The sequence below is a fragment of the Neobacillus vireti genome (assembly GCF_036962465.1).
Taxonomy (GTDB): Bacteria; Bacillota; Bacilli; order Bacillales; family Cytobacillaceae; genus Neobacillus; species Neobacillus vireti_B.
Window position 1 is genome coordinate 167,732 of record NZ_JBALNF010000016.1, and the last position, 22,698, is coordinate 190,429.

The following is a 22,698-nucleotide window of genomic DNA, read 5'->3' on the forward strand; positions in this document are numbered from 1 at the left end:
CCCCTGCCCCGTACTCCCGCAGGAGTCGAGCGCCTTCCGCTCCAATCAACATAGTTTAAAACTTAAAAGGAAATTTGAATCCGCCTTTTTTCTTGCCCTTCATCTGCATTCCGGACATTTGCTTCATCATTTTCTTCATGTCCTCGAACTGCTTTAATAAGCGGTTAATTTCTGTTACTGGACGTCCGCTTCCTTTGGCAATTCTCCGCTTGCGGTTAGCATTTAGAATTTCCGGATTATTTTTCTCGGCTTTTGTCATCGATTGGATAATCGCTTCCACATGGGCAATTTGCTTTTCATCGATTTGAATATTATTCAAACCTTTGATTTTATTTGCCCCAGGCATCATCTTCAACAATTCATCCAGTGGACCTAAGTTTCGAACTTGGCCAAGTTGATCTAAAAAGTCTTCGAGCGTAAACGAAGCCGTCCGCATTTTCTGTTCTAACTCTTTGGCCTTCTCTTCATCAACATTGGCTTGTGCCTTTTCAATTAGTGTCAGCACATCACCCATGCCTAAGATTCTCGATGCCATCCGTTCAGGGTAAAATGGCTCAAGTGCATCCATTTTTTCGCCAAGACCGACAAATTTAATCGGTGTCTGGGTCACTGCCCGAATAGACAGAGCTGCTCCACCACGGGTATCGCCATCAAGCTTCGTTAGAACGACTCCTGTTAAACCCAGCTGTTCGTTAAAGCTTTGAGCCACATTGACAGCATCCTGTCCGGTCATCGCATCAACAACAAGGAAAATTTCGTCTGGTTTCGTTAGTTCTTTAATGTCCTTTAACTCGTCCATTAAAGCTTCGTCCACATGGAGACGTCCGGCTGTATCAATCAAAACATAATCGTGATGATCTTCCTTTGCTTTTGCAATTGCTTGCTTAGCAATTTCGACAGGGCTCACTTGGTCGCCAAGCGAGAATACGGGCATATCCAATTGTTTACCCAAGGTTTGGAGCTGCTTAATTGCCGCAGGACGATAAATATCAGCCGCAACCAGCAAAGGTTTCCGGTTATACTTTTTACGAAGTAACAGCGACAGCTTTCCTGTTGTCGTTGTTTTACCGGCACCTTGCAGTCCAACCATCATAATAACCGTCGGTGGTCGATTAGAAACAGCAATCTTGCTTTGCTCGCCCCCCATTAACGCCGTTAGTTCTTCGTTAACGATTTTTATAATTTGCTGCCCTGGAGTTAAACTCTTGAGGACCTCTTGTCCTACAGCCCGCTCACTGACTTTTTTCACGAAATCTTTGACTACCTTGAAGTTAACGTCTGCTTCTAGTAGAGCAAGACGAACTTCGCGCATCATTTCTTTGACGTCCGCTTCCGAGACCTTTCCTTTTCCGCGGATTTTTTGGATCGTATTTTGCAGTCGGTCGGCTAATCCTTCAAATGCCATTTATGCCGCCTCCTAATCTAATTTCTCAAGCTCAGTAACCATTTTTAATAATGCTGCTTTTGATGGGTTCGCCACATTAAGCAATTCTTTCATGTCCCTGATCAGTCTTGTACGCTCTTGAAATTTCTGTAGTAATAACAGCTTTTCCTCATACTCCTCGAGCATTGCTTCAGTCCGTTTTATATTATCATAAACAGCTTGCCTGCTTACGTCATACTCTTCAGCAATTTCTCCTAGAGAGTAATCATCTAAATAATAGAGAGACATATAGCTTTGTTGCTTTGGAGTTAACAGCGAATAGTAGAAATCATATAGATAATTCATTCGCGTTGTCTTTTCAAGCATCATGCCTGTCTTCCCTCCAATGCTATTGTTAAGTGAAAAGCCTTTACAAAAGTAGTTTACAGGCTCTTGTCCTATCTGTCAAGATAATACCTTTACAACCTATTCTGTTTTTTCTACTTGATCAGCAAATAGTCCATAGACATATTTTTCAGCATCAAATTCTTGCAGATCATCCATTTTTTCACCGAGACCGACAAATTTGACAGGGATTTTTAATTCGTTGCGAATGGCTAAAACAATCCCGCCCTTTGCCGTACCATCAAGTTTAGATAGAACAATCCCGCTAACATTTGTTACTTCTTTAAATGTCTTTGCCTGGATGAGTGCATTCTGACCGGTTGTTGCATCAAGTACTAGAATCACTTCATGCGGAGCACCAGGTATCTCGCGTTCAATTACCCGTTTCACTTTTTCTAACTCTTTCATTAAATTCACTTTGTTTTGCAGACGGCCTGCTGTATCACACAATAAAATGTCGGCGCGACGTGATTTAGCCGCCTGAATGGCATCATACATCACAGCAGCCGGGTCAGATCCTTCTGCCTGTTTAATGACTTCCACTCCAACTCTTTCGCCCCATACTTCTAGCTGTTCAATCGCACCTGCACGAAAGGTATCACCTGCTGCCATCAACACTTTCTTTCCTTCACTCTTGAACTTATGACCAAGCTTTCCAATCGTCGTTGTTTTTCCAACTCCATTAACCCCAACAAATAAGATAACGGTTAAACCATCCTCTTGGATATTTATTTTTGAGGATTGTTCTTCACCCGCATTATAAATGTCAACCAGCTTCTCGGAGATAACACTTTGCACCTCTTGCGGTTCTTGAATGTTACGCCGTTTTACTTCCATTTTGAGCTCATCGATTAACTGCATGACGGTATCAAAACCAACATCCGCCTGAATCAGGATTTCCTCTAATTCTTCAAAAAAGTCTTCATCAACTTTCCGGTACCTCGCTACTAAATCATTTACTTTCCCGGAAAAATTATCTCGTGTTTTGGTTAACCCTTCCTTAAACTTTTCCGTCACCGAATCCGTAGATTTTGAAATTTTTTCTTTTAATTTTTTAAAAAAACTCATCTCTTCACTTCCTTCACATTAAGATTCAACTAATTCTTTTGTATCCTCCAAGCGGACAGATACAAGTTTTGAAACACCCGACTCCTGCATCGTGACTCCGTACAGAACATCGGCCTCTTCCATTGTGCCTTTTCGGTGCGTAATGACAATAAATTGTGTTTCTTGACTATATTTTTTTAAATATTGGCTGAAGCGGTGAACATTGGCTTCATCAAGGGCTGCTTCCACCTCATCAAGGATACAGAATGGTACAGGACGTACTTTTAAAATCGAAAATAACAAGGCAATTGCCGTAAGGGCACGCTCTCCTCCGGATAAAAGTCCAAGGTTCTGAAGTTTCTTACCTGGCGGCTGCGCAACAATTTCTACACCCGTATTTAATAAATCATCCGGCATTGTTAAAACCAAGTCAGCCCTTCCGCCGCCAAATAGAGTCCGAAATGTCGGTTCGAAATGTTCACGAATCCCCTCAAAGGTATGTTCGAAACGTCTCTTCATTTCTGTATCCATTTCCCCAATCACCATATAGAGGGTATCTTTAGCTTCCTGCAAGTCTGTCTTTTGTTCATTTAAGAACTCATAACGTTCAGACACCCGTTCATATTCTTCAATGGCGCCTAAGTTAACATTGCCAAGCTCTTCAATTGCCAGCTTAATTAATTTAACCTTTTTTCTCGCTTCCTCTGCCGGAATGGTTAATGGATATTGTTCCTTCGCACCCTCAAAGGATAAGAGGTACTCTTCTCGTAACTGTGCAAGGCGATTTTCGAGTTCTACATCTAAGCGGTTAAGCTTTACTTCTTCATCCCTTAGAACCACGATCATCCCTTTGTGCAGTCTCTTTAACTCTTTTGCCTCTAGCTCTGAATCTTCGAGGGAGTCCTGCATGGATAACCGTTCTTGTCTTCGCTCGGTGATTAATTGTAATGTCGCTTCTTTATCCTGTTGCTTACTTTTTGCAGCCGCTTCTAATTGTTCTTCACCCGAGGAACTGTTCGTCATTTCCGATGTTAACAGGTTAAGGTCTTCTGTAAAAATGACAAGCTTTTGCTCACTCTCGTTTAAATCGGCATTGAGCATTGATAGGCGTTCTTTTGCATGTGTAAACTGTTCATTCTTTGAAGCGAATTCAACCTTCAAGTCATTAATTTCGTTCGTCAATGTTTCTTTCGAGCTCAGATCACTCGACTTTTGTTCTGTTAGTTTCGCAATTTGGGCATCTAGATCGGCAATGGTTACCTTATAGGACTCGAAAGCTTCTGTTAACTCATTTTTTCTTTTTAACAATGAATCTCTTTCTTCCGTCAATTGCCCTTTTTCAAGGTCGTAAAGGGCTAATCGATCATTCAGGTTCTTCTCCTGCATCTCTGCCTCACGAAGCTCTCCCTTTACAGATTGCTCCGTTACTCTTAACGACTCCCCATCTTGGCGGATTTCCTCTACTTGGCTTTCAGCTTGTTGAACCTCTGCTTTCAACCTTTTAACGGCCGTTTCCAAGCCTGCTGTTTTTTCTTCCATCATGATAAGCTTTTCTTTTAAGTTTTCAAGCTCCCCTTTTCTTGTTAACAGGGATGTCGTTTTTTGCTTAAGGGCTCCTCCAGTCATCGATCCGCCAGGGTTAACAATATCACCGTCTAAAGTTACCATTCTTGCACGGTATTGAAGGATTTTGGCCAATTCATTTGCGCCTTTTAAGTCCTTTGTTATGACCACATTCCCAAGCAGGTTATTCATAACCTCTGTATACTTTGAATCAAATGTTACGAGGCTGACAGCCGGCCCGATCAACGAAGGGTGGTTTTGAATCGAAGAAAGCTGGGCAGATGATAATGACCGCCCTTTAATCACACTCAACGGTAAAAATGTAGCTCGACCAAATGAATTCTGCTTCAAATATTGAATAGCGTTCCTGGCATTCTGTTCGGTATCCACAACAATGTGCTGAAGGGCACCGCCAAGGGCAGTCTCTAAAGCCGTTTCATAATTTTTTGGAACGGTTACGAGTTCAGCAACTGCCCCTTCAATTCCCTTTAACTTTTGGTCACGAGCCTTTAATACCTCTTTTACGCCTTGAAAAAAGCCAGCAAAGTCTTCTTCCATCTCTTCAAGCATTTCTTTTCTGGATTTTGCCTGCTGGAGGAGCTGATAGGCTTGATATAATGTTTTTTCTTGTTTCTCGTAATTAGTTTTAACCGTTTCAAGCTCTCGCTGTCCCTCACGATACGAAACCAACTGACTAGCTAGTTTCTTTTGTACTTCTTCTAAGGCAGCTTGAACTTCCATTTTGTTGGTTTGCGCGATTTGGCGCTCTTCGAGATATTTTTCATTTTCCGTATCAAGACGTGTTCCTCTACGAGCTTGCTGCTCCAATTGCTGGTCGATATATTTTAATTCATTTTTTGCACCGGCTTGATCGTTCAATAAATCGATATATTCACTTTTTAAGGCCTCAATTTTTTCTTCGGTATTCTCCGAATATAGAGGCAGCTTCTCTTGGCGCTTCTTTAATTCGGATTGCAGTTTTTCAACCTGGATATTTAGTTCCATTACTGCTTCAGCCTGTATATCCCGATTTTTCTTTAGCTGATTGATGCGATCGGTTAGTTCTGTAATATTACTTCTTAGCTGTTCTTTATTATGCGATGCGTTCTTTTTCCGTTCTTTGAGTACCTCTTTCCTGCCCTCAAGCTTTTCAAGCTCTTCACTGGCATGTAAGAGTACATTCTGCAAGTCCGTAATGGACTCATCCATGGCAGCGATTTTATCCCTTGTTTCAACAATCGCCGCTTCCTTAACCTGTAATTCCGAGGAAAGCTTAAGTTCTTCCTGTTGGTGCTCCTCTAACTGTTTGGAAAGCTGTTCCCATTTTTGATGAAGGTCTTCTATTTCAAAAACCGTTAATGCCACCTCAATCGTTTCAAGCTCTTCTTTTTTCTCAAGAAAATCCCTTGCCATGGAAGCTTGAATTTTTAACGGCTCTACTTGTCCTTCCAGTTCATGGAGGATATCATTGACACGATTTAAATTATCCTGTGTTTCAAACAGTTTCACTTCTGCCTTTTTCTTACGGTTTTTATATTTTAAGACTCCTGCAGCTTCTTCAAAGATGGTGCGGCGGTCTTCTGCCTTGCTATTTAAAATTTCTTCTACTTTCCCTTGGCTGATGATCGAAAAGGCTTCCCGGCCAAGACCCGAATCCATAAATAAATCAATAATATCCTTAAGACGGCATGACTGTTTATTTATGAAAAAGTCACTATCACCCGAGCGGGAAACTCTTCTTGTCACACTAACTTCATTAAAATCAATCCCTAATCCTTGATCGGTATTGTCTAATGTCAGGGTGACTTCAGCAAAATTAAGGGCCTTTCTAGAATCGCTTCCGGCAAAAATAATATCTTCCATCTTGCTGCCTCTTAATGACTTTGCTGACTGTTCCCCTAATACCCAGCGAATGGCATCGGTAATATTACTTTTGCCGCTGCCATTAGGACCCACTACAGCCGTTACTCCAGGAACAAAATCAACTTCAATGCGTTCCGCAAAAGATTTAAAGCCAATAATGTCCAACCGTTTTAAAAACATTTCTTTATCCTCCCTATGCTGCACGGGGATTACTCCTGCCAACATGTCATTTCTAGGTTGTTTTTGTTTTTAATACCTTAAGGGCCATTTCAGCCGCATGCTGTTCCGCTTCCTTCTTGGACTTTCCTGCCCCCACACCCAGTTCTGCTCCATTAAGTGATACTCTTGAAACAAATTCCTTATTATGGGCAGGCCCTTTTTCCTGAAGGACACGATATTCAATAAGACCAGCTCCATCACGCTGAACAAGCTCCTGCAATTGACTTTTAAAATCCATCACATGAGAAAAAGCACCGGCGTTTATTTTAGGAAAGACCACTCTCTCTAGAAATTCAACGACTTTTTCAATTCCCTGATCCAAATATAACGCACCAATGAAGGCTTCAAACACGTCAGCAAGCAGTGCTGGGCGTTCCCTTCCGCCAGTCATCTCTTCCCCCTTGCCAAGCAAAATGTATTTACCAAATTCCAGGTCATTTGCAAAGGCTACCAATGAAGGCTCACACACGATTGCAGCACGAAGTTTCGTTAATTCTCCTTCAGTCATGGTAGGGTATTTTTTAAATAGGAATTGTGAAACCGTTAATTCGAGGACAGCGTCTCCTAAAAATTCAAGCCTTTCATTATCTTCGAATGGCTTTCTGCGATGCTCATTCACATAGGATGAATGAGTAAATGCTTGCTTTAATAATTTTTCGTTTTCAATCGTCACACCGATTGAAGTTTGAAAATCCTTAAATTGATTTTCTTTTGCGCGATTTACTTCATTTTCTTTACCATTCTTGCGCATGAATTTCTCCACCTTGCATCAAATTTACAAACTACTTACTATGAGTTTAAAAAAGTTTTTATGAAAACGCAAAGAAACTTGGCAGATAGTTTTGCCAAGCTCACTGCCAAGTTCTATCATACATAATAAAGCTCCGTTTGAAAACGGAGCTTTTGAATAAATCTAACGGGATTATTTACTGCTATTTATGTAATTAACAGCATCACCAACTGTACTGATTTTTTCAGCATCATCGTCAGAAATTTCCATATCGAACTCATCTTCTAATTCCATTACTAGTTCAACTACGTCAAGGGAATCAGCGCCAAGATCATCTTTAAATGAAGCTTCAAGCTTAACTTGAGATTCATCAACGCCTAAGCGGTCAACGATGATTTTTGTAACACGTTCTAATACCTCTGCCATGCTTGTTCACCTCCCCTCAAGCTATTATAGAGTATTTCATTAAAATAATACATAATCTTTTATAAGAAATTTTTTACTATCAGAAATGTCCAGCTCCATCGCCCGGTCAAGGCGCTTCGGCTTTTCATGTTTACATTACCATTCCGCCATTAACATGGAAAGTTTGCCCAGTAATATACGCGGAATCATCTGATGCGATAAAGGCGGTAATTTTAGCGATATCCTTTGGTTCTCCTAAACGTGCTAGAGGAATTTGCTTTAACATCTCTGCCTTTACTTCGTCAGATAATTGGTCTGTCATATCGGTGGTAATAAACCCAGGCGCAATAGCGTTTACGGTAATATTACGGGATGCCAGTTCTTTAGCAGTTGTTTTCGTTAAGCCAATCACACCCGCTTTTGCCGCCACATAGTTGGCTTGACCTGGATTGCCGCTTACCCCGACAACAGACGCAATATTAATGATCCGGCCCACACGCTGCTTCATCATTTGTCTAGTCACGGCTTTGGTAGAGAGGAACACACCCTTTAGGTTGGTATTGATAACATCATCCCATTCCTCTTCCTTCATTCTCATTAAAAGATTATCTCTCGTAATCCCTGCATTATTAACGAGGATGTCTAGTCTTCCAAAGCGATCTACTGTGGTTTTAACCATTTCAGTCACTTCTTCGGAATTGGCTACATTACATTTCACAGTAAAGGCATCTCTGCCAAGTGCCTTAATTTCATCGACAACCTCATTTGCTTTTGCTTCACTGCCAGCATAATTGACGGCAACATTCGCACCTTGCCTCGCCAATTCTAACGCAATTTCTCTGCCGATTCCTCGGGATGCTCCTGTAACAAGAGCAAATTTCCCTGCTAAAATCATAGCTTTTCCTCCTTTAAGGCGTCCAATACTGCTTGAGCGCTCGCTTCATCCGATACAGAATACGTTTTGACTGTCTTATCAATTTTTTTAATTAAGCCTGAAAGAACTTTTCCTGGTCCAATTTCAATAAATGTATCGACCCCAAGGCTGATCATTTTTTCAACGGAATCTTCCCATAATACCGGAGAATATAGTTGTTCAATTAACTTATCTTTAATTTCCAAACTAGCACTGATCGGTTCGGCCGTAACGTTTGCTATTACAGGAATCTCGGCATCTTTCATTTGAAGTTCATCTAGAACTTCACGCAATTGATTAGCTGCCGGTTTCATTAAAGTCGAATGGAACGGGCCACTTACTTCGAGAGGGAGTACCCGCTTTGCTCCTGCTTCTTTTGCTTTCTCTCCGGCAATCTTGACACCTTCCCTTGAACCAGAGATCACAATCTGGCCAGGACAATTTAAATTGGCCAATGAAACGGACAAACCACTTCCACTAACCTCTTCTGTTACTTTGAGCAGTGCATCTCGGTCTAATCCAAGGACAGCCGCCATCGACCCCTCGCCATTTGGCACTGCATGTTCCATAAACTCACCCCGTTTACGCACAGCGTAGGCTCCATCTTCAAAAGATAACACTCCGGCAGCAACAAGAGCTGTATACTCTCCTAAGCTGTGCCCGGCAACATAATCAGCCTTGATTCCTGACTGTTGAAAGAAGTCTAGGATGGCGATACTTGTTGTTAACAAGGCAGGCTGTGTATTATAGGTCAGGGTCAACTCTTCTTTTGGCCCTTCAAAGATTAGCTTACTTAATGGGACATTCAGTCTTTCATCAACTTTTGAAAAATACGCCATAATTTCTGGATGTTTTTCCGCTAACTCTTTTCCCATTCCAACTGCTTGTGAACCTTGCCCAGGAAAAACAAAGGCTATTTTACTCATTTCAACACCTCATTCGTTCTTATTTAACAGCATCTGACTGTTCAACTGCTTTTTGAATTAATTGAACTACATCGTTTCCAACCATTTCTCTTGTCTGCCTAATGGCACTAAAGATGGCTTGGGCGTTGGAAGAGCCATGTGCCTTAATAACAGGTGCTCCTAATCCAAAAAGGGCAGCCCCGCCATATTCCGAATAGTCCATTGTATTTTTTAAAGTCTTTAGATTCGGCTTTAGAACTGCTGCAGCTAGTTTACTTGTAAAGCTGCCCATCAGAGCAGTTTTTAGCATTTTAAACATGGCTAGAGCGGTACCTTCAAGTGTTTTCAATACCATATTACCTGTGAATCCATCAGTCACCACAACATCGGCAACTCCATCGAGCAAATCACGTGCCTCGACATTGCCAACAAAATTCAAGTTACTGTTTTTCAATAAAGTGAAGGTGTTTTTTGTCAGCTCATTGCCTTTTTTTTCTTCTGTCCCAATATTTAAAAGCCCCACTCTTGGCTTATTAATGCCTCTAACCTTTTCACTATATATGGAACCCATAATTGCATATTGTACTAAATGTTCCGGCTTGGCGTCGGCATTTGCCCCAACATCAAGAAGAAGAAAGCCTTCTCCTCCAATGGTTGGTAAGGTAGGCGCTAGGGCCGGCCTGTCAATTCCTTCTATTCGTCCGACAACAAATAATCCTGCCGCCATTAATGCTCCCGTATTCCCCGCTGAGATACATGCGTCCGCTGCTCCATCAACCACTTGTTTAGCCGCTAATACCATGGAGGCATCTTTTTTTCGGCGAACCGCTCTTACCGGTTCATCTGTGGCAAGAATCACCTCTGTAGTATGTAAAACAGAAATTCTTTCGTGGGCGTTAAGTGTTTCATTTATTTTGGTTTCGTCCCCAACAAGGGTGATATGTATATCAGAAAAGGACTGAACAGCCTTCATTGCACCTAATACTACTTCTTTTGGGGCATGATCTCCGCCCATCGCATCGATTGCTATTTTCATGTGTCACATCCCTTAATTATTTTTCGAACGGTACATTTCAAATTCTCCGGTAAAAACCAGTTCATTATTGACAAAACTATGTACTTCTACAAACGTTCTCCCCGTCTCCTCTATTTTAGCTACCTTTGCTTTGGCAATAACCCGTTCATTTAAATTTACCGAACGGATAAATTGAATATTGGCCTTTGCCGTTAAGGCCAATTCATCATTAATGACAGCAACGGCAAGAGAATTCGCTTGAGCAAAAACATGATGTCCGCGTGCAATATTATTCCGCTTGAACACATGTTCTTTTTTTACATCAAAAATAGAGATGGCATTCTGGTCTAATTCTATATGAATAATTTCCCCAATTACTTCTTCTAATGGTAAGGAACGTACTTCATCTTCAAACCGTTTCTCAGCAACGTTTTTAATTCGTTCACGCAGCTCCGGTATCGATAGCTCCAAACGATCCAGACGAATTGTTTGTACACTAACTTGAAATTTTTCCGATAATTCCTCATCGGTAATAAATGGATTCTTTTTTATTGTAGAAGTCAATAACTGTTGTCGATCTTTTTTGCTTCTTCTCATAATTTTTCACACCGTCCGAGCTCTTATGACTAGGTACTAAGAGTAGTATAAAATTTAAAAAAGCAGATTGCAAGATTAAATTAAAAAGAAAAGCGGAAGCGCCCGTTTAGCGCACGACAGGACTGGGCACATCGACCGAGATAAAGTCAACACGAAGAGCATCAGCTTTTTCGTGTTGACTTATCGTAGGGAGATGGGCGAAGTACACTAGTCGCTGGGCGCTGGAGCTGGACATGTCGCAACGAAATTCATTTACTTCAGATCGATCCGTGTTGCCGGGCACTAGTAGACGGTATGGTGTCTGCCGGAAAATTTTACAGGTTTAATCTAGTTTTTCCCCTTCTAATACACCAGATTCTTTAATTTTCTCTCGTAAATATTGATATTCTAGGTCTGTCCAAAAAAACTCTGAACTAATCAACATACTTGCATCACTTCTGGCTGTTTCGAGTGCCCGATAATCATGCACCATATCGGCCACCTTAAACTCGGGGACGCCACTTTGTTTTTTGCCAAAGAAGTCGCCAGGTCCTCTAAGTTCTAAGTCCTTTTCACTTAAAACAAACCCATCATTGGTTTCGGTCATAATCCGCATTCTTTCTTGGCCTACTTCTGTTTTTGGATTTGCCAGCAGTACACAATAGGATTGAGCACTCCCACGTCCAACACGGCCCCGCAGTTGATGCAATTGCGATAAACCAAACCGCTCAGCATCATAAATAACCATCATGGTCGCATTAGGAACATTTACTCCCACCTCGACAACAGTGGTAGAAACAAGGACCTGAACCACATTTTCACTAAATGCCTTCATCACCGACTCTTTCTCCTCTGATGATAAACGGCCGTGCATCAGGCCGACTTGAAAGCGATTTTGAAAAAAGTGGGTTAATGTGGTATGAACATCAATCGCATTTTGGACATCAAGCTTTTCCGACTCCTCTATAAGCGGACAGATCACATAGGCCTGATGGCCTTTCCTCAATTCCTTTTCAATAAACCCTAGGACACGTTCTAGCATTTCTGGTTTTGCCCAATAGGTTTCGATTGATTTTCTTCCTGCCGGCATTTCGTCAATGATGGAAACATCCATCTCCCCAAAAACCGTAATAGCAAGGGTGCGAGGAATAGGAGTAGCGGTCATGAACAAGACATCGGGATTTTCGCCCTTTTCACGCAAAATTCTGCGCTGCTCAACCCCGAAGCGGTGCTGCTCATCTGTAATCACAAAGCCAAGCTTGTTAAATGTAACCTCATTCTGAATCAGTGCATGGGTCCCAATCAAGATATCTACCTTTCCTTCGTTTAGTGCTTGAAGGATTTCTCGTCGCTGTTTACCTTTAATGGAGCTTGTTAATAGTTCACATCTTACGTTAACGGGTTCTAACATATTCTTTAACGACTCTGCGTGCTGTTCTGCCAGGATTTCCGTTGGCACCATTAATGCTCCTTGATAGCCGGCTGTAACCGTTGCAAAAAGACCGATGGCGGCTACAACCGTTTTACCGGAGCCTACATCGCCTTGGAGCAGCCGATTCATATGGTAAGGTGATTTTAAATCCGCTAATATTTCATTAACCACTTTCTTTTGAGCATTCGTTAATGGGAAAGGAAGACTGTTGATGAGCTCCATTAATTTGGCTAGATCATATTTTTGTTTGATTCCTGGTGAATGCTCGCGTTCAAATTTCCTTAATGCCTGCATTTTCAACTGAAACAAAAGAAATTCTTCATAAACAAACCGCCTTCTTGCTTGCTTAACTTCCGCTGGACTATTCGGAAAGTGCATGATTTTCAGTGCATCCCGTTTGCCCATCAGGCGATATTTTTGCAGAAACGTTTCCGGTAAAGTTTCCTCGATATGCTGTCCATATTGTTGGAAGGCAAGATGGATAAATTTCCGCATACCTTTGGTTGTTGCCTTACCTCTTAATGAATAAACGGGTTCAAAGTCGTTTGCTTTTGTGTTAGGACCTGTTTGCATCTCATTGGCTGTTATTGTTTGCCGATGTGCATCCCATTTCCCTGTTACCGTAATCGTTTCATTCATATTGATTTTATTTTTTAGATAGGGCTGATTAAAAAAGACTACTTTGATCAGATAAGTACCTACGAAAAGCCGAGTGGTCAGCTTCGATTTTTTTCTGCCATAATAGTTAAGAGAAGGCTCACTATGAACCTTCCCTTCCACTGTCACTTTCTCATCATGCTGTACTTCAGTCAAATCCTTAAGGGAGTAATCTTCATATCGGTACGGAAAGTATTCTAATAAATCACGGATTGTATATATCCTCATTTCCGCAAAGGATTCAGCCGTTTCTTCCCCTATCCCTTTTAAGGCGGTTATGGATTGATTTAGTTCTGAACTCACTTTTCTTTGAGCGGTATACCGAAGATTTTAGCCTCTAGCTCACGACCTGTCGGTGTAGCCGCCAACCCTCCCTGCGCTGTTTCTTTTAAGGCTGTCGGCATTGATTGCCCGATTCTATACATAGCATCTATTACTTCATCACATGGGATACGGCTTGTAATTCCAGCTAAAGCCATATCTGCCGCAACCATTGCATTGGCTGCTCCCATCGCATTCCGTTTCACACAAGGTACCTCGACAAGACCCGCAACCGGATCACAGACCAATCCGAGCATGTTCTTTAGGGTGATGGCCATCGCCTCGGCACACTGTTTTGCCGTTCCGCCTGCCATTTCGACGATTGCTGCCGCGGCCATTCCTGCTGCGGATCCAACCTCTGCTTGACAGCCCCCGGCTGCTCCTGAAATGGACGCATTATTAGCGACCACAAATCCGAACGCACCAGCAGTAAACAAAAAGGCAATCATCTGCTCTCTGGTTGGGTTGAGCTTCTTTTTCACGGCAAACAAGGTCCCCGGAACTACTCCTGCTGAGCCTGCGGTCGGCGTAGCACAAATAGTCCCCATAGCTGCATTCACTTCATTCGTTGCTACCGCTTTACTTACTGCATCAAGAATCGTTTCACCCGATAAAAAATTGCCCTTTTCGATGTACGCTTGCATAAGAACAGCATCTCCGCCAGTTAAGCCTGAGTGAGAAGTCACCCCTTTTAAGCCTCTCTCGACTGCTTGCTCCATAACTGTTAAATTCCTGTCCATAAACGAAAGGACTTCTTCCCTGGTCCGGCCAGTAACAGCCACTTCTTGTTCAATCATGATATCTGATATTTTTTTATTTTGACTAATAGCCAATTCCACTAATTCAGTGACATTACGAAACACAAACAATCCCCCCTCACTTTTAAATTATCCCACTTCAAGCGGAAGCGCCTAGGCGACCCGCTTTCGTATCATTCTACAATCTTTGTTACTTTCAGTATGTTCGGAAGCTGTTCGAGTTCTGTAAGAATTTTATTATCGATATTTTGATCTACTTCTATTGTCATCAGAGCCATTTTGCCAACATCTTTGCGGGCAACCTCCATATGGCCGATATTAAGTTCGTATTTAGCGAGGATGTTAGCCACACTGGCTATCGCCCCAAAACGATCATTATGAACAACTAAAATAGCTGGATGATTTCCTGAAAGCTTTAATTGAAAGCCGTTTAGTTCAATAATCTCAATTTTCCCACCGCCAATTGAAATCCCTACCAATTCCAATTCACCGTTATGATCTCCAATAATGATCCTTGCTGTATTTGGGTGATCTGTTACAGCATCTTCTTCTATAAAACGAAGCTTCATTCCTTTTTGTTCAGCAATATCAATTGCATCAATAATTCTAGTATCGTCTGTATCAAAATCAAGCAGGCCCCCAACAATGGCTACATCTGTACCATGTCCTTTATATGTTTGAGCAAATGAGCCATATAACGAAATATTGGCCCATTTCGGCTCTCTGCCAAATAAGCTTCTTGCCACTCTTCCGATTCTCGCAGCACCAGCTGTATGAGAACTCGATGGTCCAATCATAACCGGACCAATGATATCGAACACACTTCTATATTTCATTAGGCTCTCTCCCTTAGTGTCGTTCTATCTTATATTACGGTTTTTCTTATGAAAATGAATTAGTTTTTAGGCAAAAAAAAGAAGGGAAAGACCATAATGGCCCCCCTTCTATTTTAGCTGTTTCTTATTCAATTGAAAAGATATATGAATATAATGGTTGCCCGCCATCATGAATTTCAATTTCTACATCTTCATAATTTTCTTCCACAAAGGAAGATAGTGCAGCCACTTCTTCTTCTGTCACATCTTCACCGTAGATAATAGTTAGTATTTCTGAATCCTCATCAAGCATCTTAGCTAATAGGTCTTCGGCCACTTTTCCCTTGTCTTTGCTTTTTACTACGATTTTCCCCTCAGAGATTCCCATGAAATCATCTTTCTCAATCTCTAAGCCATCAATAGATGTATCACGGACAGCAAAGGTAATTTGCCCGGATTTGACGTGATTTAAGGCTTCCTTCATTGCTGATTCATTTTCGTCGACCGCTGCAGATGGATTGAAGGCTAAAAGCGAAGCTAATCCTTGTGGTACCGTCTTAGAAGGAATAACATAAATCTCTTCATCCGCGACGTCTCTAGCTTGTTCAGCAGCCATTATAATGTTCTTGTTGTTTGGTAAAATGAATACTTTTTTCGCATGAACATCTTTAACCGCTTTCACGATATCCTCTGTACTCGGGTTCATCGTTTGGCCGCCTTCAATTACAGCATGGGCACCGATACTTTTGAACAACTCGGCAATTCCTGAGCCCATTGATACGGTTACAACCCCATATTCTTGCATTTCTTTGGGTGCCTGGCTAGCTTCAGGTTTCGTTGCCGCATGTGTCTCACCAACAATATTTGTATGCTGCTGGCGCATGTTTTCAATTTTCATGTTGATTAAATTGCCGTACCGCTGGCCATAGGTGAGCACTTCCCCCGGCTGTTCCGAATGAATGTGGACCTTAACCACGTCTTCATCTGCAATCACCAATAGGGAATCACCATACTCACTTAAATCATTACGAAAGGCTGTTTCATTAAACGGATGGTTTGCGATCTTTTCCTCCTCAAACCGAACCATGAATTCAGTACAATAACCAAAGACAATATCTTCGGTGTTGATATGTCCTTGAACACTTTTATGGTGTTCCGCACTAACCAGCTCCGTCATGGAAGGTAGTAAGTCCGATGATTCAGGAAGACTCTCCCCTTTTAATTGGGATAGAAAGCCTTCATAGACAAAGACAAGGCCCTGCCCGCCGCTGTCCACAACGCCAACTTCCTTTAAGACTGGAAGTAAATCTGGTGTCCGTTTAAGCGATGCTTTAGCTTCTTTCAGAACTTCTTCCATTATATAAATAATATCTTCTGACTTTTGAGCAGCTGCTACAGCGCTCTTAGCCGAATCTTTTGCCACTGTTAAAATGGTCCCTTCGACAGGCTTCATAACAGCTTTATAGGCTGTTTCTACACCTGCTTCTAAGGCATGGGCAAAATCACTTCCCGAAATGACGGCTTTAGACTCCACAGCCTTTGAGAAACCACGGAATAATTGCGAGAGAATAACCCCGGAATTTCCACGTGCTCCCATAAGCAACCCCCTTGAAAGGGCAGAGCCTACTTTACCAATATGTTCTTGACGATTATTTTTTACTTCCTTTGCACCGGAAGTCATGGATAGATTCATATTGGTACCAGTATCACCATCGGGTACAGGAAAAACGTTTAATGCATCAACCATCTTGGCATTTGCAGACAAGTGATTGGCACCTTGAATCACCATCTCAGCGAAACGTTTTCCATCTAATACAGTTATTGACACAAACTTTCCTCCTCACTACGGGTTCGTCACACGAACTCCCTGAACGTAAATATTAACCGAGTCAACGGCAAGTCCAACTGTCTGATCGAGGGTGTATTTAACCTTTGATTGCACGTTGTGGGCAATTTCGGAAATTTTCGTTCCATAGCTGACAATAATGTACATATCAATATGTAATGCCTCGTTTTCTTGGCGCACAATCACACCGCGAGTAAAGTTTTCTTTTCGTAGTATATCCGTGATTCCATCTTTAATTTGGTTTTTAGAGGCCATACCGACAATTCCGTAGCATTCAATTGCTGCTCCTCCGGCAATTGTTGCAATTACTTCGTTTGAAATATCAATTTGTCCGTACTTTGTTTTCAATTCAATGGACATGAATCGTTCCCCCTTTGGATAATTGCTCTTTGACTACAGTCATTTTACTATAGTCAATCCAATATTGAAAGCCATACTTGCCTTATACTATAAGAGCATTTACCAAATATCTATGTCAAGGATTTTTTCTTGAAAGGTTTGTCCACAAGTATTGCAATCAGATACGTTGTGTGATAAATTATTAAAGTATCTCAAGTCTAGAAAATTTTTAATACAATTTTCTATATCCAAATGAACATCTATAGATGTTGTTCTAAAGCTTTTGGTAGTTAAGGAGGGAAATCATAATGCCACGTAAATGTGTAGTAACTGGAAGAAAAACAACCACTGGTAACGCACGTTCTCACGCTATGAACGCTAACAAGCGTACATGGGGTGCTAACCTACAAAAAGTACGTATTCTTGTTGACGGAAAGCCTAAGCGTGTTTGGGTTTCTGCAAGAGCGTTAAGATCTGGTAAAGTAGAACGCGTATAAAACATGCGAGCATCCAATTATTGGATGCTTTTTCTTTTTTTATAAAAATAATGATTTTTGAACAAAAAAGAACAATTTTATATTACGCTTTTTAGTATGACCAAAATATCAAATAAAAAGCACCCAATTGAAGGGTGCCCATGAATTTAAAAAGTCTTTCTATTCGCCTTTTTTAAATGCCCCAATCATCGCTCGGACAAGTCCGCCTAAGAATTTCGGCAGTTTAATTGTATAAAATTTCATACTGTCCCTCCTCACAAATCTCCCACAGCTTATTTTAAGCCACTTTTTCAGCACGCCCCTACATAATATTCAAACGAACGAAATCAGTACCAATAACTTAAAGCGGAGGCGCCTTGACCAGGGGCGACAGGCATAAGACGAGCCGGCGAGAAGGTTGTTCTTTAACCTTCTTGACGGATTGGCTTATGACCCTGAGCCCCTAGGCGCCGCAGCTAGGCATCAGTCTAATTTCGATGGGCTGTACTTAAATAGTTACTAAACTTTTAATCGTTACTTCTTACCACTATTAATATGCCTTTGGAAAATGAAAAAGTACCATAATCACTAATAAGTTCATTACTAATACATAGTGTGGAACCGAGATAAATATGATGGTTCTTAAGTGGGAATTTAAAGCCTTCAAGCGTAAGATCCGTAACATCAAGGGTTAAAGGGACAAACGAAATATATTTCTTAGAGGCAACTTTTTCAATTGTATAGCGCCCCGCCTCTTTCAAAAAAACAATATTTTTTTCGTCAATTAAGTAAACATTGGCTGGGTTTCTCGATTTAATTGGATTGAGCAGCAACTGGACATTGGCTAGCAAATGATCAAGCCTGCCGCCTGTAGCCCCAAACAAATGTATAGTATCTGGATTTTGTTCAAGCGCCCAATTTAGGGCAAGCTCCATATCGGTTTCATCTTTTTCAGGTTTATATTTTTTTATGCCGGTTACTTGATGTTCAATGGCTGATAATTCTTCTTCACTTACCGAATCAAAATCACCAAATGCCATTGAAGGGATAATGTCTCTGTTAATCAGATGAAAAACCCCCCGGTCAACCCCCACCCAGATTGTCTCATCTCCTTGATAACTGCTCAAATCAGGCAGTAATTCTTCAGGTCCCCCTGCAAGTATATTGATGATCATGACATATTCCCCTTTACGATAAAGGAAAAAAGCCAGCTTTATAAGCCTGGCTTTTTCCTCTTAGTAGTTTAAAAAATCGGCTAAAAAGTATAGAGGGTCCTATTTTATTAAGTCAATACCTAGGCTTTCTATCTTTAATTTCCTGCAAAAAGTCTACATAGTGCTCATACCGATAGGACGGAATATCGCCTGATTCAACAGCTGATTTTACCCCGCATTTAGGCTCCGTTACATGCAGACAGCCACGAAATTTACAATATTCACTAGCTTTTTGGATTTCCGGAAAACAAGATGTTAAATCTTCCACTTCAATGTTCGTAAACTCTAACGAACTAAAGCCCGGGGTATCAGCAATCAGTCCATTTCCAACCTTGATTAGCTCAACATGCCGAGTGGTATGTTTTCCTCTTCCAAGGTGTGAGGATATATCATTTGTTTTTAAGTCAAGGTCAGGCCTTAATACATTCAACAATGAAGATTTCCCGACACCTGATTGACCAGCAAAAACAGAAATCTTGTTTTCAATATGCGGATTTAGCCGTTCGATTCCTGCTTCTGTTTCAGATGAGGTTAGAATTACCTCATATCCAGCACCCCGATATCGGGCTGCATATTCTTCAATCCTAGCTCTTTCTTCATCGCTGGTGAGGTCCATCTTGGTAATACAAATTAATGGTTCAATTTGATTAAACTCTACCAGGACTAGAAAACGATCTAAAAGCACTGTGCTAAAATCAGGTTCTACCGCTGAGAACACTAGGATTGCCTGGTCCACATTGGCGATAGGCGGACGAACTAATTCATTTTTGCGCTCTTTTACTTCTAAAATATATCCTTCCAGATCATTTTCCGCTTGAAATACAACTTCATCTCCAACTAGCGGGGTAATTTTATTCTTCCGAAAAACCCCTCGTCCCCGGCACTGGATCAGGTTATCATTGTGGAGAACATAATAAAAACCGCTTAGTGCTTTGACAATTTTTCCTTCAGGCATAGCTACACTCCTTGCCCTTTTACTTACCAATCATTAATTTGCTCCTTTAAAATCTACGCGATTTCCGTCCTTCTTATACAGACCAGAACAATTCTAATTATTCGAAGGTGTATTTGTTTCTGTCGTGGTATCCGTGCCAGTGTCTGCATCTATATCGGAATAATTTTTATTTTCATCAATAATAACCTTAGTATCACGTATGACTTTGTAGCCAGCCTTCTTGCCATAAGGAATCATTAACTTAATTTGCTTTTTCGTATTTTCCGTAATATAGAAGGTTTCAGCAGGTTCGGTCATACTATGGTTCATATCCTCAATATAAATATTCACAAGTTGTTTCTGGCCCGGCTCACCAGGTACTGCAGGTTCATATGGAATGGTTAATTCAATTATCACTTCTTTTGGCGGCTTATCTTCTTTCCCTTTAGAAATAACAACCTTAACCTTGTCACCTTTTTCTAATTCTGTCCCTGGTGCTGGATCTTGAGAAATCACCATTCCAGCAGCAATATTGTCATCATACTTCTCTTCAGAAGAGTCTAAATTTAGGCCAACCAGGGATGCGTATACTTGAGCGCCTTTTAAATTGTATTGGGTTAAATCCTTTAGAACAATTTTTTCAGGCCCTTTACTTACTTCAAACTCTAGAACAGTCTCTCCTGGGACAACCTTTTCGCCATTTGATATATTTTGACTAATAATTGTACCAGGTTCACTGTCATCATTCGTTTCTATTTTCTGTATATCTTTAAATCCCTGATCTTCTAGTAGACGAATAACATCCTCATATTGCCGGCCCACATAATCGGATAATTCATATTTCTCCTTACCTGTGCTGACATAGATGGTAACCTTTGAATTTTCTTTCACCGTACTGCCACTTTCAGGGTCTGTCTTTATTACATTCCCCTCATTTACATCTTCATCTGTCATTTCAATTTGATTACCGACTGTTAACCCTTCTAATTTCAGTTTGGAAATGGCATCATCTAAGGTCATACCGCTTAAGTCTGGAACCTTAATATCTTTAGGAACTAACAAACTAGGTAAAAGGGTAAAAGTTAGTATCGCGAGAATGGCAAGAACTAAAAAAGTGGATATTAAAATTATGGGCCACTTTTTCCGTTTTTTCTCATTTGAATGACCTTTATTTGTTGTATCCTTCTGATTATTTGCTGCTTTTTCATTAGTATGAACCAATGTTTCATCCAAATTCTTCAAGGGCTGGTTCACTGTAATGACCGGGATTGCTTTTGTGGCATCATCATCAACCGGAATAATAAACTTTGGTTCATTCATCCGCTCAGGATTAAGGGCTGTTCGCAAGTCCTCTTCCACTTCATCTACACTATTATAGCGATGAAAAGGGTCCTTGGCAGTTGCTTTAAGGACAATGTTTTCCACACTTTGCGGGATGCTTGGATTCCATCTTCTAACAGAAGGTGTCTCTGATTGGAGATGCTTTAATGCGATTGACACTGCGGACTCACCAGAAAACGGCAGCCTGCCTGTCAACAGCTCGAACATGACAATCCCTAATGAGTATATATCCGACTTTCTGTTTGCCATGCCTCCCCTAGCCTGCTCAGGTGATAAGTAATGCACGGAGCCTAAGACGGAATTTGTCTGAGTAATACTCGTGGCACTAAGTGCCATGGCAATACCAAAATCGGTAATTTTCACATTTCCTTGGTGATCGACCAAAATATTATGCGGCTTTATATCGCGATGGATAATATGATTTTGATGAGCATGTGAGATAGCTGAGGTAAGCTGTCTCATGATACCAATTGCGTCCTCCACTCTAAGGGGGGAGTTTTGCTGTATGTATTGCTTTAATGTCTGACCATCGACAAATTCCATTACGATGTAATACAGGTCATTTTCTTCGCCAACGTCATAAATACTAACAATATTCGGATGGGCAAGACTGGTTGCAGATTGTGCCTCCCGCCGGAATCTGCGGATAAATTCTTCATCATTAGCAAAATCAAGTCTCAGCATTTTCACCGCAACATCACGATCAAGGATCATATCATGAGCCAAGTAGACATTTGCCATGCCGCCTCCGCCAATCATATCCAATATTTTATAGCGGCCACTTAATCTTTTTCCAATCAACATCTAAACATCATCCTCGCGTGTTTCAGAAAACTCGACAATAGCCAGTGTAATGTTATCCTCTCCGCCATTTTCATTTGCAAGTAAGATAAGTGTGCCTGCTTTTTGTAGTAAATTTTCATCATTTTGCAGTATTTCCAACATTTCTGCTTCATTGACTTTATTGGACAGTCCGTCGGAGCAAAGTAAAAGGATATCGCCTTCTTCAAATATGATTGTTTTGATGTCCATTTCGACTGTTTTTTCAGTCCCTAATGCCCTCAATAAAACATTCTTCCGTGGATGATGTTCGGCATCTTCTCTTGATATTTGTCCCGACCTAACGAGTTCATTGACAAGGGAATGGTCTTCCGTGATCTGTTTAAAGCCTGCTTCATTCAGCAAATAACCCCTGCTGTCACCAATATTGGCAATGGTTGCAAACGTATCCGTAATTATCGCGGCAACAATTGTGGTTCCCATTCCGTCACATTCCGAATTATTGGTAGCATGATCTAATAATAAAAGATTTACTTTCTTAATTTGCTCCTGAAGCCAACTCTCCGCATCACCGGCTCTTGTAATCCCGCTTGCTGCTTCCCATTCTGCTTTTAATGCCGTAATCGTCATCTCACTTGCTACATCACCCGCACGGTGTCCGCCCATGCCATCTGCAACAATGGCAAGGCGGTAACCGTCCTTATTTCTAAATACTCCTCCGGCATCTTCATTGTGAAGACGCACTTTCCCTCTATCTGTCTGAAATACTGCTTTCATCCCT

The 22,698-nt window shown here is 41.2% G+C and carries 21 protein-coding genes; 1 reads left to right on the forward strand and 20 read right to left on the reverse strand.

Annotation, left to right across the window (positions count from 1 at the left end; genetic code table 11):
- Positions 1 to 55: 55 nt before the first annotated feature.
- The 15 genes from ffh to V7077_RS07725 all read right to left on the reverse strand — a co-directional run bounded on the left by ffh (position 56) and on the right by V7077_RS07725 (position 17,193).
- On the reverse strand, positions 56 to 1,405 hold the full coding sequence (gene ffh, locus V7077_RS07655) for a signal recognition particle protein (protein ID WP_215040761.1): 1,350 nt from the start codon (positions 1,403 to 1,405) through the stop codon (positions 56 to 58).
- Between the two features lie 12 nt (positions 1,406 to 1,417).
- Positions 1,418 to 1,750, reverse strand: coding sequence for a putative DNA-binding protein (locus V7077_RS07660; RefSeq protein ID WP_335500126.1), 333 nt, complete (start codon positions 1,748 to 1,750; stop codon positions 1,418 to 1,420).
- A 99-nt stretch (positions 1,751 to 1,849) separates the two neighbouring features.
- Positions 1,850 to 2,836 carry a signal recognition particle-docking protein FtsY gene (gene ftsY, locus V7077_RS07665; RefSeq protein ID WP_335500066.1) on the reverse strand — a complete coding sequence of 329 codons (987 nt, stop codon included), beginning with the start codon at positions 2,834 to 2,836 and terminating at the stop codon, positions 1,850 to 1,852.
- A gap of 18 nt (positions 2,837 to 2,854) precedes the next feature.
- Positions 2,855 to 6,421 (reverse strand): chromosome segregation protein SMC, encoded by a 3,567-nt coding sequence (gene smc, locus V7077_RS07670; protein ID WP_335500068.1) that lies wholly within the window; start codon positions 6,419 to 6,421, stop codon positions 2,855 to 2,857.
- Positions 6,422 to 6,473: 52 nt separating this feature from the next.
- Positions 6,474 to 7,211 (reverse strand): ribonuclease III, encoded by a 738-nt coding sequence (rnc, locus tag V7077_RS07675; protein ID WP_335500071.1) that lies wholly within the window; start codon positions 7,209 to 7,211, stop codon positions 6,474 to 6,476.
- A 171-nt stretch (positions 7,212 to 7,382) separates the two neighbouring features.
- On the reverse strand, positions 7,383 to 7,616 hold the full coding sequence (acpP, locus tag V7077_RS07680; RefSeq protein ID WP_098528750.1) for an acyl carrier protein: 234 nt from the start codon (positions 7,614 to 7,616) through the stop codon (positions 7,383 to 7,385).
- Between the two features lie 130 nt (positions 7,617 to 7,746).
- Positions 7,747 to 8,490, reverse strand: coding sequence for a 3-oxoacyl-[acyl-carrier-protein] reductase (fabG, locus tag V7077_RS07685; protein WP_335500074.1), 744 nt, complete (start codon positions 8,488 to 8,490; stop codon positions 7,747 to 7,749).
- A complete protein-coding gene (gene fabD / locus V7077_RS07690) occupies positions 8,487 to 9,434 on the reverse strand; it encodes an ACP S-malonyltransferase (protein WP_335500075.1) in 948 nt (315 codons plus the stop codon). Before fabD ends, fabG begins: the two co-directional genes overlap by 4 nt.
- A gap of 19 nt (positions 9,435 to 9,453) precedes the next feature.
- Complete coding sequence (gene plsX / locus V7077_RS07695) at positions 9,454 to 10,449, reverse strand: phosphate acyltransferase PlsX (RefSeq protein ID WP_335500077.1); 996 nt, start codon at positions 10,447 to 10,449, stop codon at positions 9,454 to 9,456.
- Between the two features lie 12 nt (positions 10,450 to 10,461).
- Positions 10,462 to 11,025, reverse strand: a complete 564-nt coding sequence (gene fapR, locus V7077_RS07700) for a transcription factor FapR (protein WP_335500079.1) — start codon at positions 11,023 to 11,025, stop codon at positions 10,462 to 10,464.
- Positions 11,026 to 11,347: 322 nt separating this feature from the next.
- Entirely contained in the window at positions 11,348 to 13,396 is a 2,049-nt protein-coding gene (gene recG / locus V7077_RS07705) for an ATP-dependent DNA helicase RecG (RefSeq protein ID WP_335500081.1), read from the reverse strand.
- Positions 13,393 to 14,277, reverse strand: a complete 885-nt coding sequence (sdaAA, locus tag V7077_RS07710; RefSeq protein WP_335500083.1) for an L-serine ammonia-lyase, iron-sulfur-dependent, subunit alpha — start codon at positions 14,275 to 14,277, stop codon at positions 13,393 to 13,395. Before sdaAA ends, recG begins: the two co-directional genes overlap by 4 nt.
- A gap of 68 nt (positions 14,278 to 14,345) precedes the next feature.
- A complete protein-coding gene (gene sdaAB / locus V7077_RS07715; protein WP_335500085.1) occupies positions 14,346 to 15,008 on the reverse strand; it encodes an L-serine ammonia-lyase, iron-sulfur-dependent subunit beta in 663 nt (220 codons plus the stop codon).
- Positions 15,009 to 15,132: 124 nt separating this feature from the next.
- A complete protein-coding gene (locus V7077_RS07720) occupies positions 15,133 to 16,815 on the reverse strand; it encodes a DAK2 domain-containing protein (RefSeq protein WP_335500087.1) in 1,683 nt (560 codons plus the stop codon).
- A gap of 15 nt (positions 16,816 to 16,830) precedes the next feature.
- Complete coding sequence (locus tag V7077_RS07725; protein WP_335500089.1) at positions 16,831 to 17,193, reverse strand: Asp23/Gls24 family envelope stress response protein; 363 nt, start codon at positions 17,191 to 17,193, stop codon at positions 16,831 to 16,833.
- A gap of 287 nt (positions 17,194 to 17,480) precedes the next feature.
- On the opposite strand from V7077_RS07725, the gene rpmB reads away from it, so the two are divergent.
- On the forward strand, positions 17,481 to 17,669 hold the full coding sequence (gene rpmB / locus V7077_RS07730) for a 50S ribosomal protein L28 (protein WP_053475625.1): 189 nt from the start codon (positions 17,481 to 17,483) through the stop codon (positions 17,667 to 17,669).
- A gap of 159 nt (positions 17,670 to 17,828) precedes the next feature.
- Here the strand turns inward: rpmB and spoVM are convergent, their stop codons facing one another.
- From spoVM to V7077_RS07755, 5 genes are all read right to left on the reverse strand, one after another.
- The gene (gene spoVM, locus V7077_RS07735) at positions 17,829 to 17,912 is read right to left on the reverse strand and encodes a stage V sporulation protein SpoVM (protein WP_098528769.1); all 84 of its coding nucleotides are present in this window, start codon (positions 17,910 to 17,912) and stop codon (positions 17,829 to 17,831) included.
- Positions 17,913 to 18,175: 263 nt separating this feature from the next.
- Positions 18,176 to 18,823, reverse strand: coding sequence for a thiamine diphosphokinase (locus V7077_RS07740; protein WP_335500092.1), 648 nt, complete (start codon positions 18,821 to 18,823; stop codon positions 18,176 to 18,178).
- A gap of 112 nt (positions 18,824 to 18,935) precedes the next feature.
- A complete protein-coding gene (rsgA, locus tag V7077_RS07745; protein WP_335500094.1) occupies positions 18,936 to 19,817 on the reverse strand; it encodes a ribosome small subunit-dependent GTPase A in 882 nt (293 codons plus the stop codon).
- A gap of 93 nt (positions 19,818 to 19,910) precedes the next feature.
- Positions 19,911 to 21,941: a Stk1 family PASTA domain-containing Ser/Thr kinase gene (pknB, locus tag V7077_RS07750; protein WP_335500096.1), complete on the reverse strand. Its 2,031-nt coding sequence runs from the start codon at positions 21,939 to 21,941 to the stop codon at positions 19,911 to 19,913.
- Complete coding sequence (locus tag V7077_RS07755) at positions 21,942 to 22,694, reverse strand: Stp1/IreP family PP2C-type Ser/Thr phosphatase (RefSeq protein WP_335500098.1); 753 nt, start codon at positions 22,692 to 22,694, stop codon at positions 21,942 to 21,944.
- Between the last annotated feature and the right edge of the window lie 4 nt (positions 22,695 to 22,698).

Bases quoted from the DNA above. Each gene is read 5' to 3' on its own strand.
- fabD (WP_335500075.1), bottom strand. From the start codon at position 9,434: ATGAGTAAAATAGCCTTTGTTTTTCCTGGGCAAGGTTCACAAGCAGTT.
- V7077_RS07660 (WP_335500126.1), bottom strand. From the start codon at position 1,750: ATGCTTGAAAAGACAACGCGAATGAATTATCTATATGATTTCTACTAT.
- sdaAB (WP_335500085.1), bottom strand. From the start codon at position 15,008: ATGAAATATAGAAGTGTGTTCGATATCATTGGTCCGGTTATGATTGGA.
- plsX (WP_335500077.1), bottom strand. From the start codon at position 10,449: ATGAAAATAGCAATCGATGCGATGGGCGGAGATCATGCCCCAAAAGAA.
- smc (WP_335500068.1), bottom strand. From the start codon at position 6,421: ATGTTTTTAAAACGGTTGGACATTATTGGCTTTAAATCTTTTGCGGAA.
- fabG (WP_335500074.1), bottom strand. From the start codon at position 8,490: ATGATTTTAGCAGGGAAATTTGCTCTTGTTACAGGAGCATCCCGAGGA.
- V7077_RS07740 (WP_335500092.1), bottom strand. From the start codon at position 18,823: ATGATCATCAATATACTTGCAGGGGGACCTGAAGAATTACTGCCTGAT.
- ffh (WP_215040761.1), bottom strand. From the start codon at position 1,405: ATGGCATTTGAAGGATTAGCCGACCGACTGCAAAATACGATCCAAAAA.
- rpmB (WP_053475625.1), top strand. From the start codon at position 17,481: ATGCCACGTAAATGTGTAGTAACTGGAAGAAAAACAACCACTGGTAAC.
- fapR (WP_335500079.1), bottom strand. From the start codon at position 11,025: ATGAGAAGAAGCAAAAAAGATCGACAACAGTTATTGACTTCTACAATA.
- rsgA (WP_335500094.1), bottom strand. From the start codon at position 19,817: ATGCCTGAAGGAAAAATTGTCAAAGCACTAAGCGGTTTTTATTATGTT.
- acpP (WP_098528750.1), bottom strand. From the start codon at position 7,616: ATGGCAGAGGTATTAGAACGTGTTACAAAAATCATCGTTGACCGCTTA.
- pknB (WP_335500096.1), bottom strand. From the start codon at position 21,941: ATGTTGATTGGAAAAAGATTAAGTGGCCGCTATAAAATATTGGATATG.
- V7077_RS07755 (WP_335500098.1), bottom strand. From the start codon at position 22,694: ATGAAAGCAGTATTTCAGACAGATAGAGGGAAAGTGCGTCTTCACAAT.
- rnc (WP_335500071.1), bottom strand. From the start codon at position 7,211: ATGCGCAAGAATGGTAAAGAAAATGAAGTAAATCGCGCAAAAGAAAAT.
- spoVM (WP_098528769.1), bottom strand. From the start codon at position 17,912: ATGAAATTTTATACAATTAAACTGCCGAAATTCTTAGGCGGACTTGTC.
- V7077_RS07725 (WP_335500089.1), bottom strand. From the start codon at position 17,193: ATGTCCATTGAATTGAAAACAAAGTACGGACAAATTGATATTTCAAAC.
- ftsY (WP_335500066.1), bottom strand. From the start codon at position 2,836: ATGAGTTTTTTTAAAAAATTAAAAGAAAAAATTTCAAAATCTACGGAT.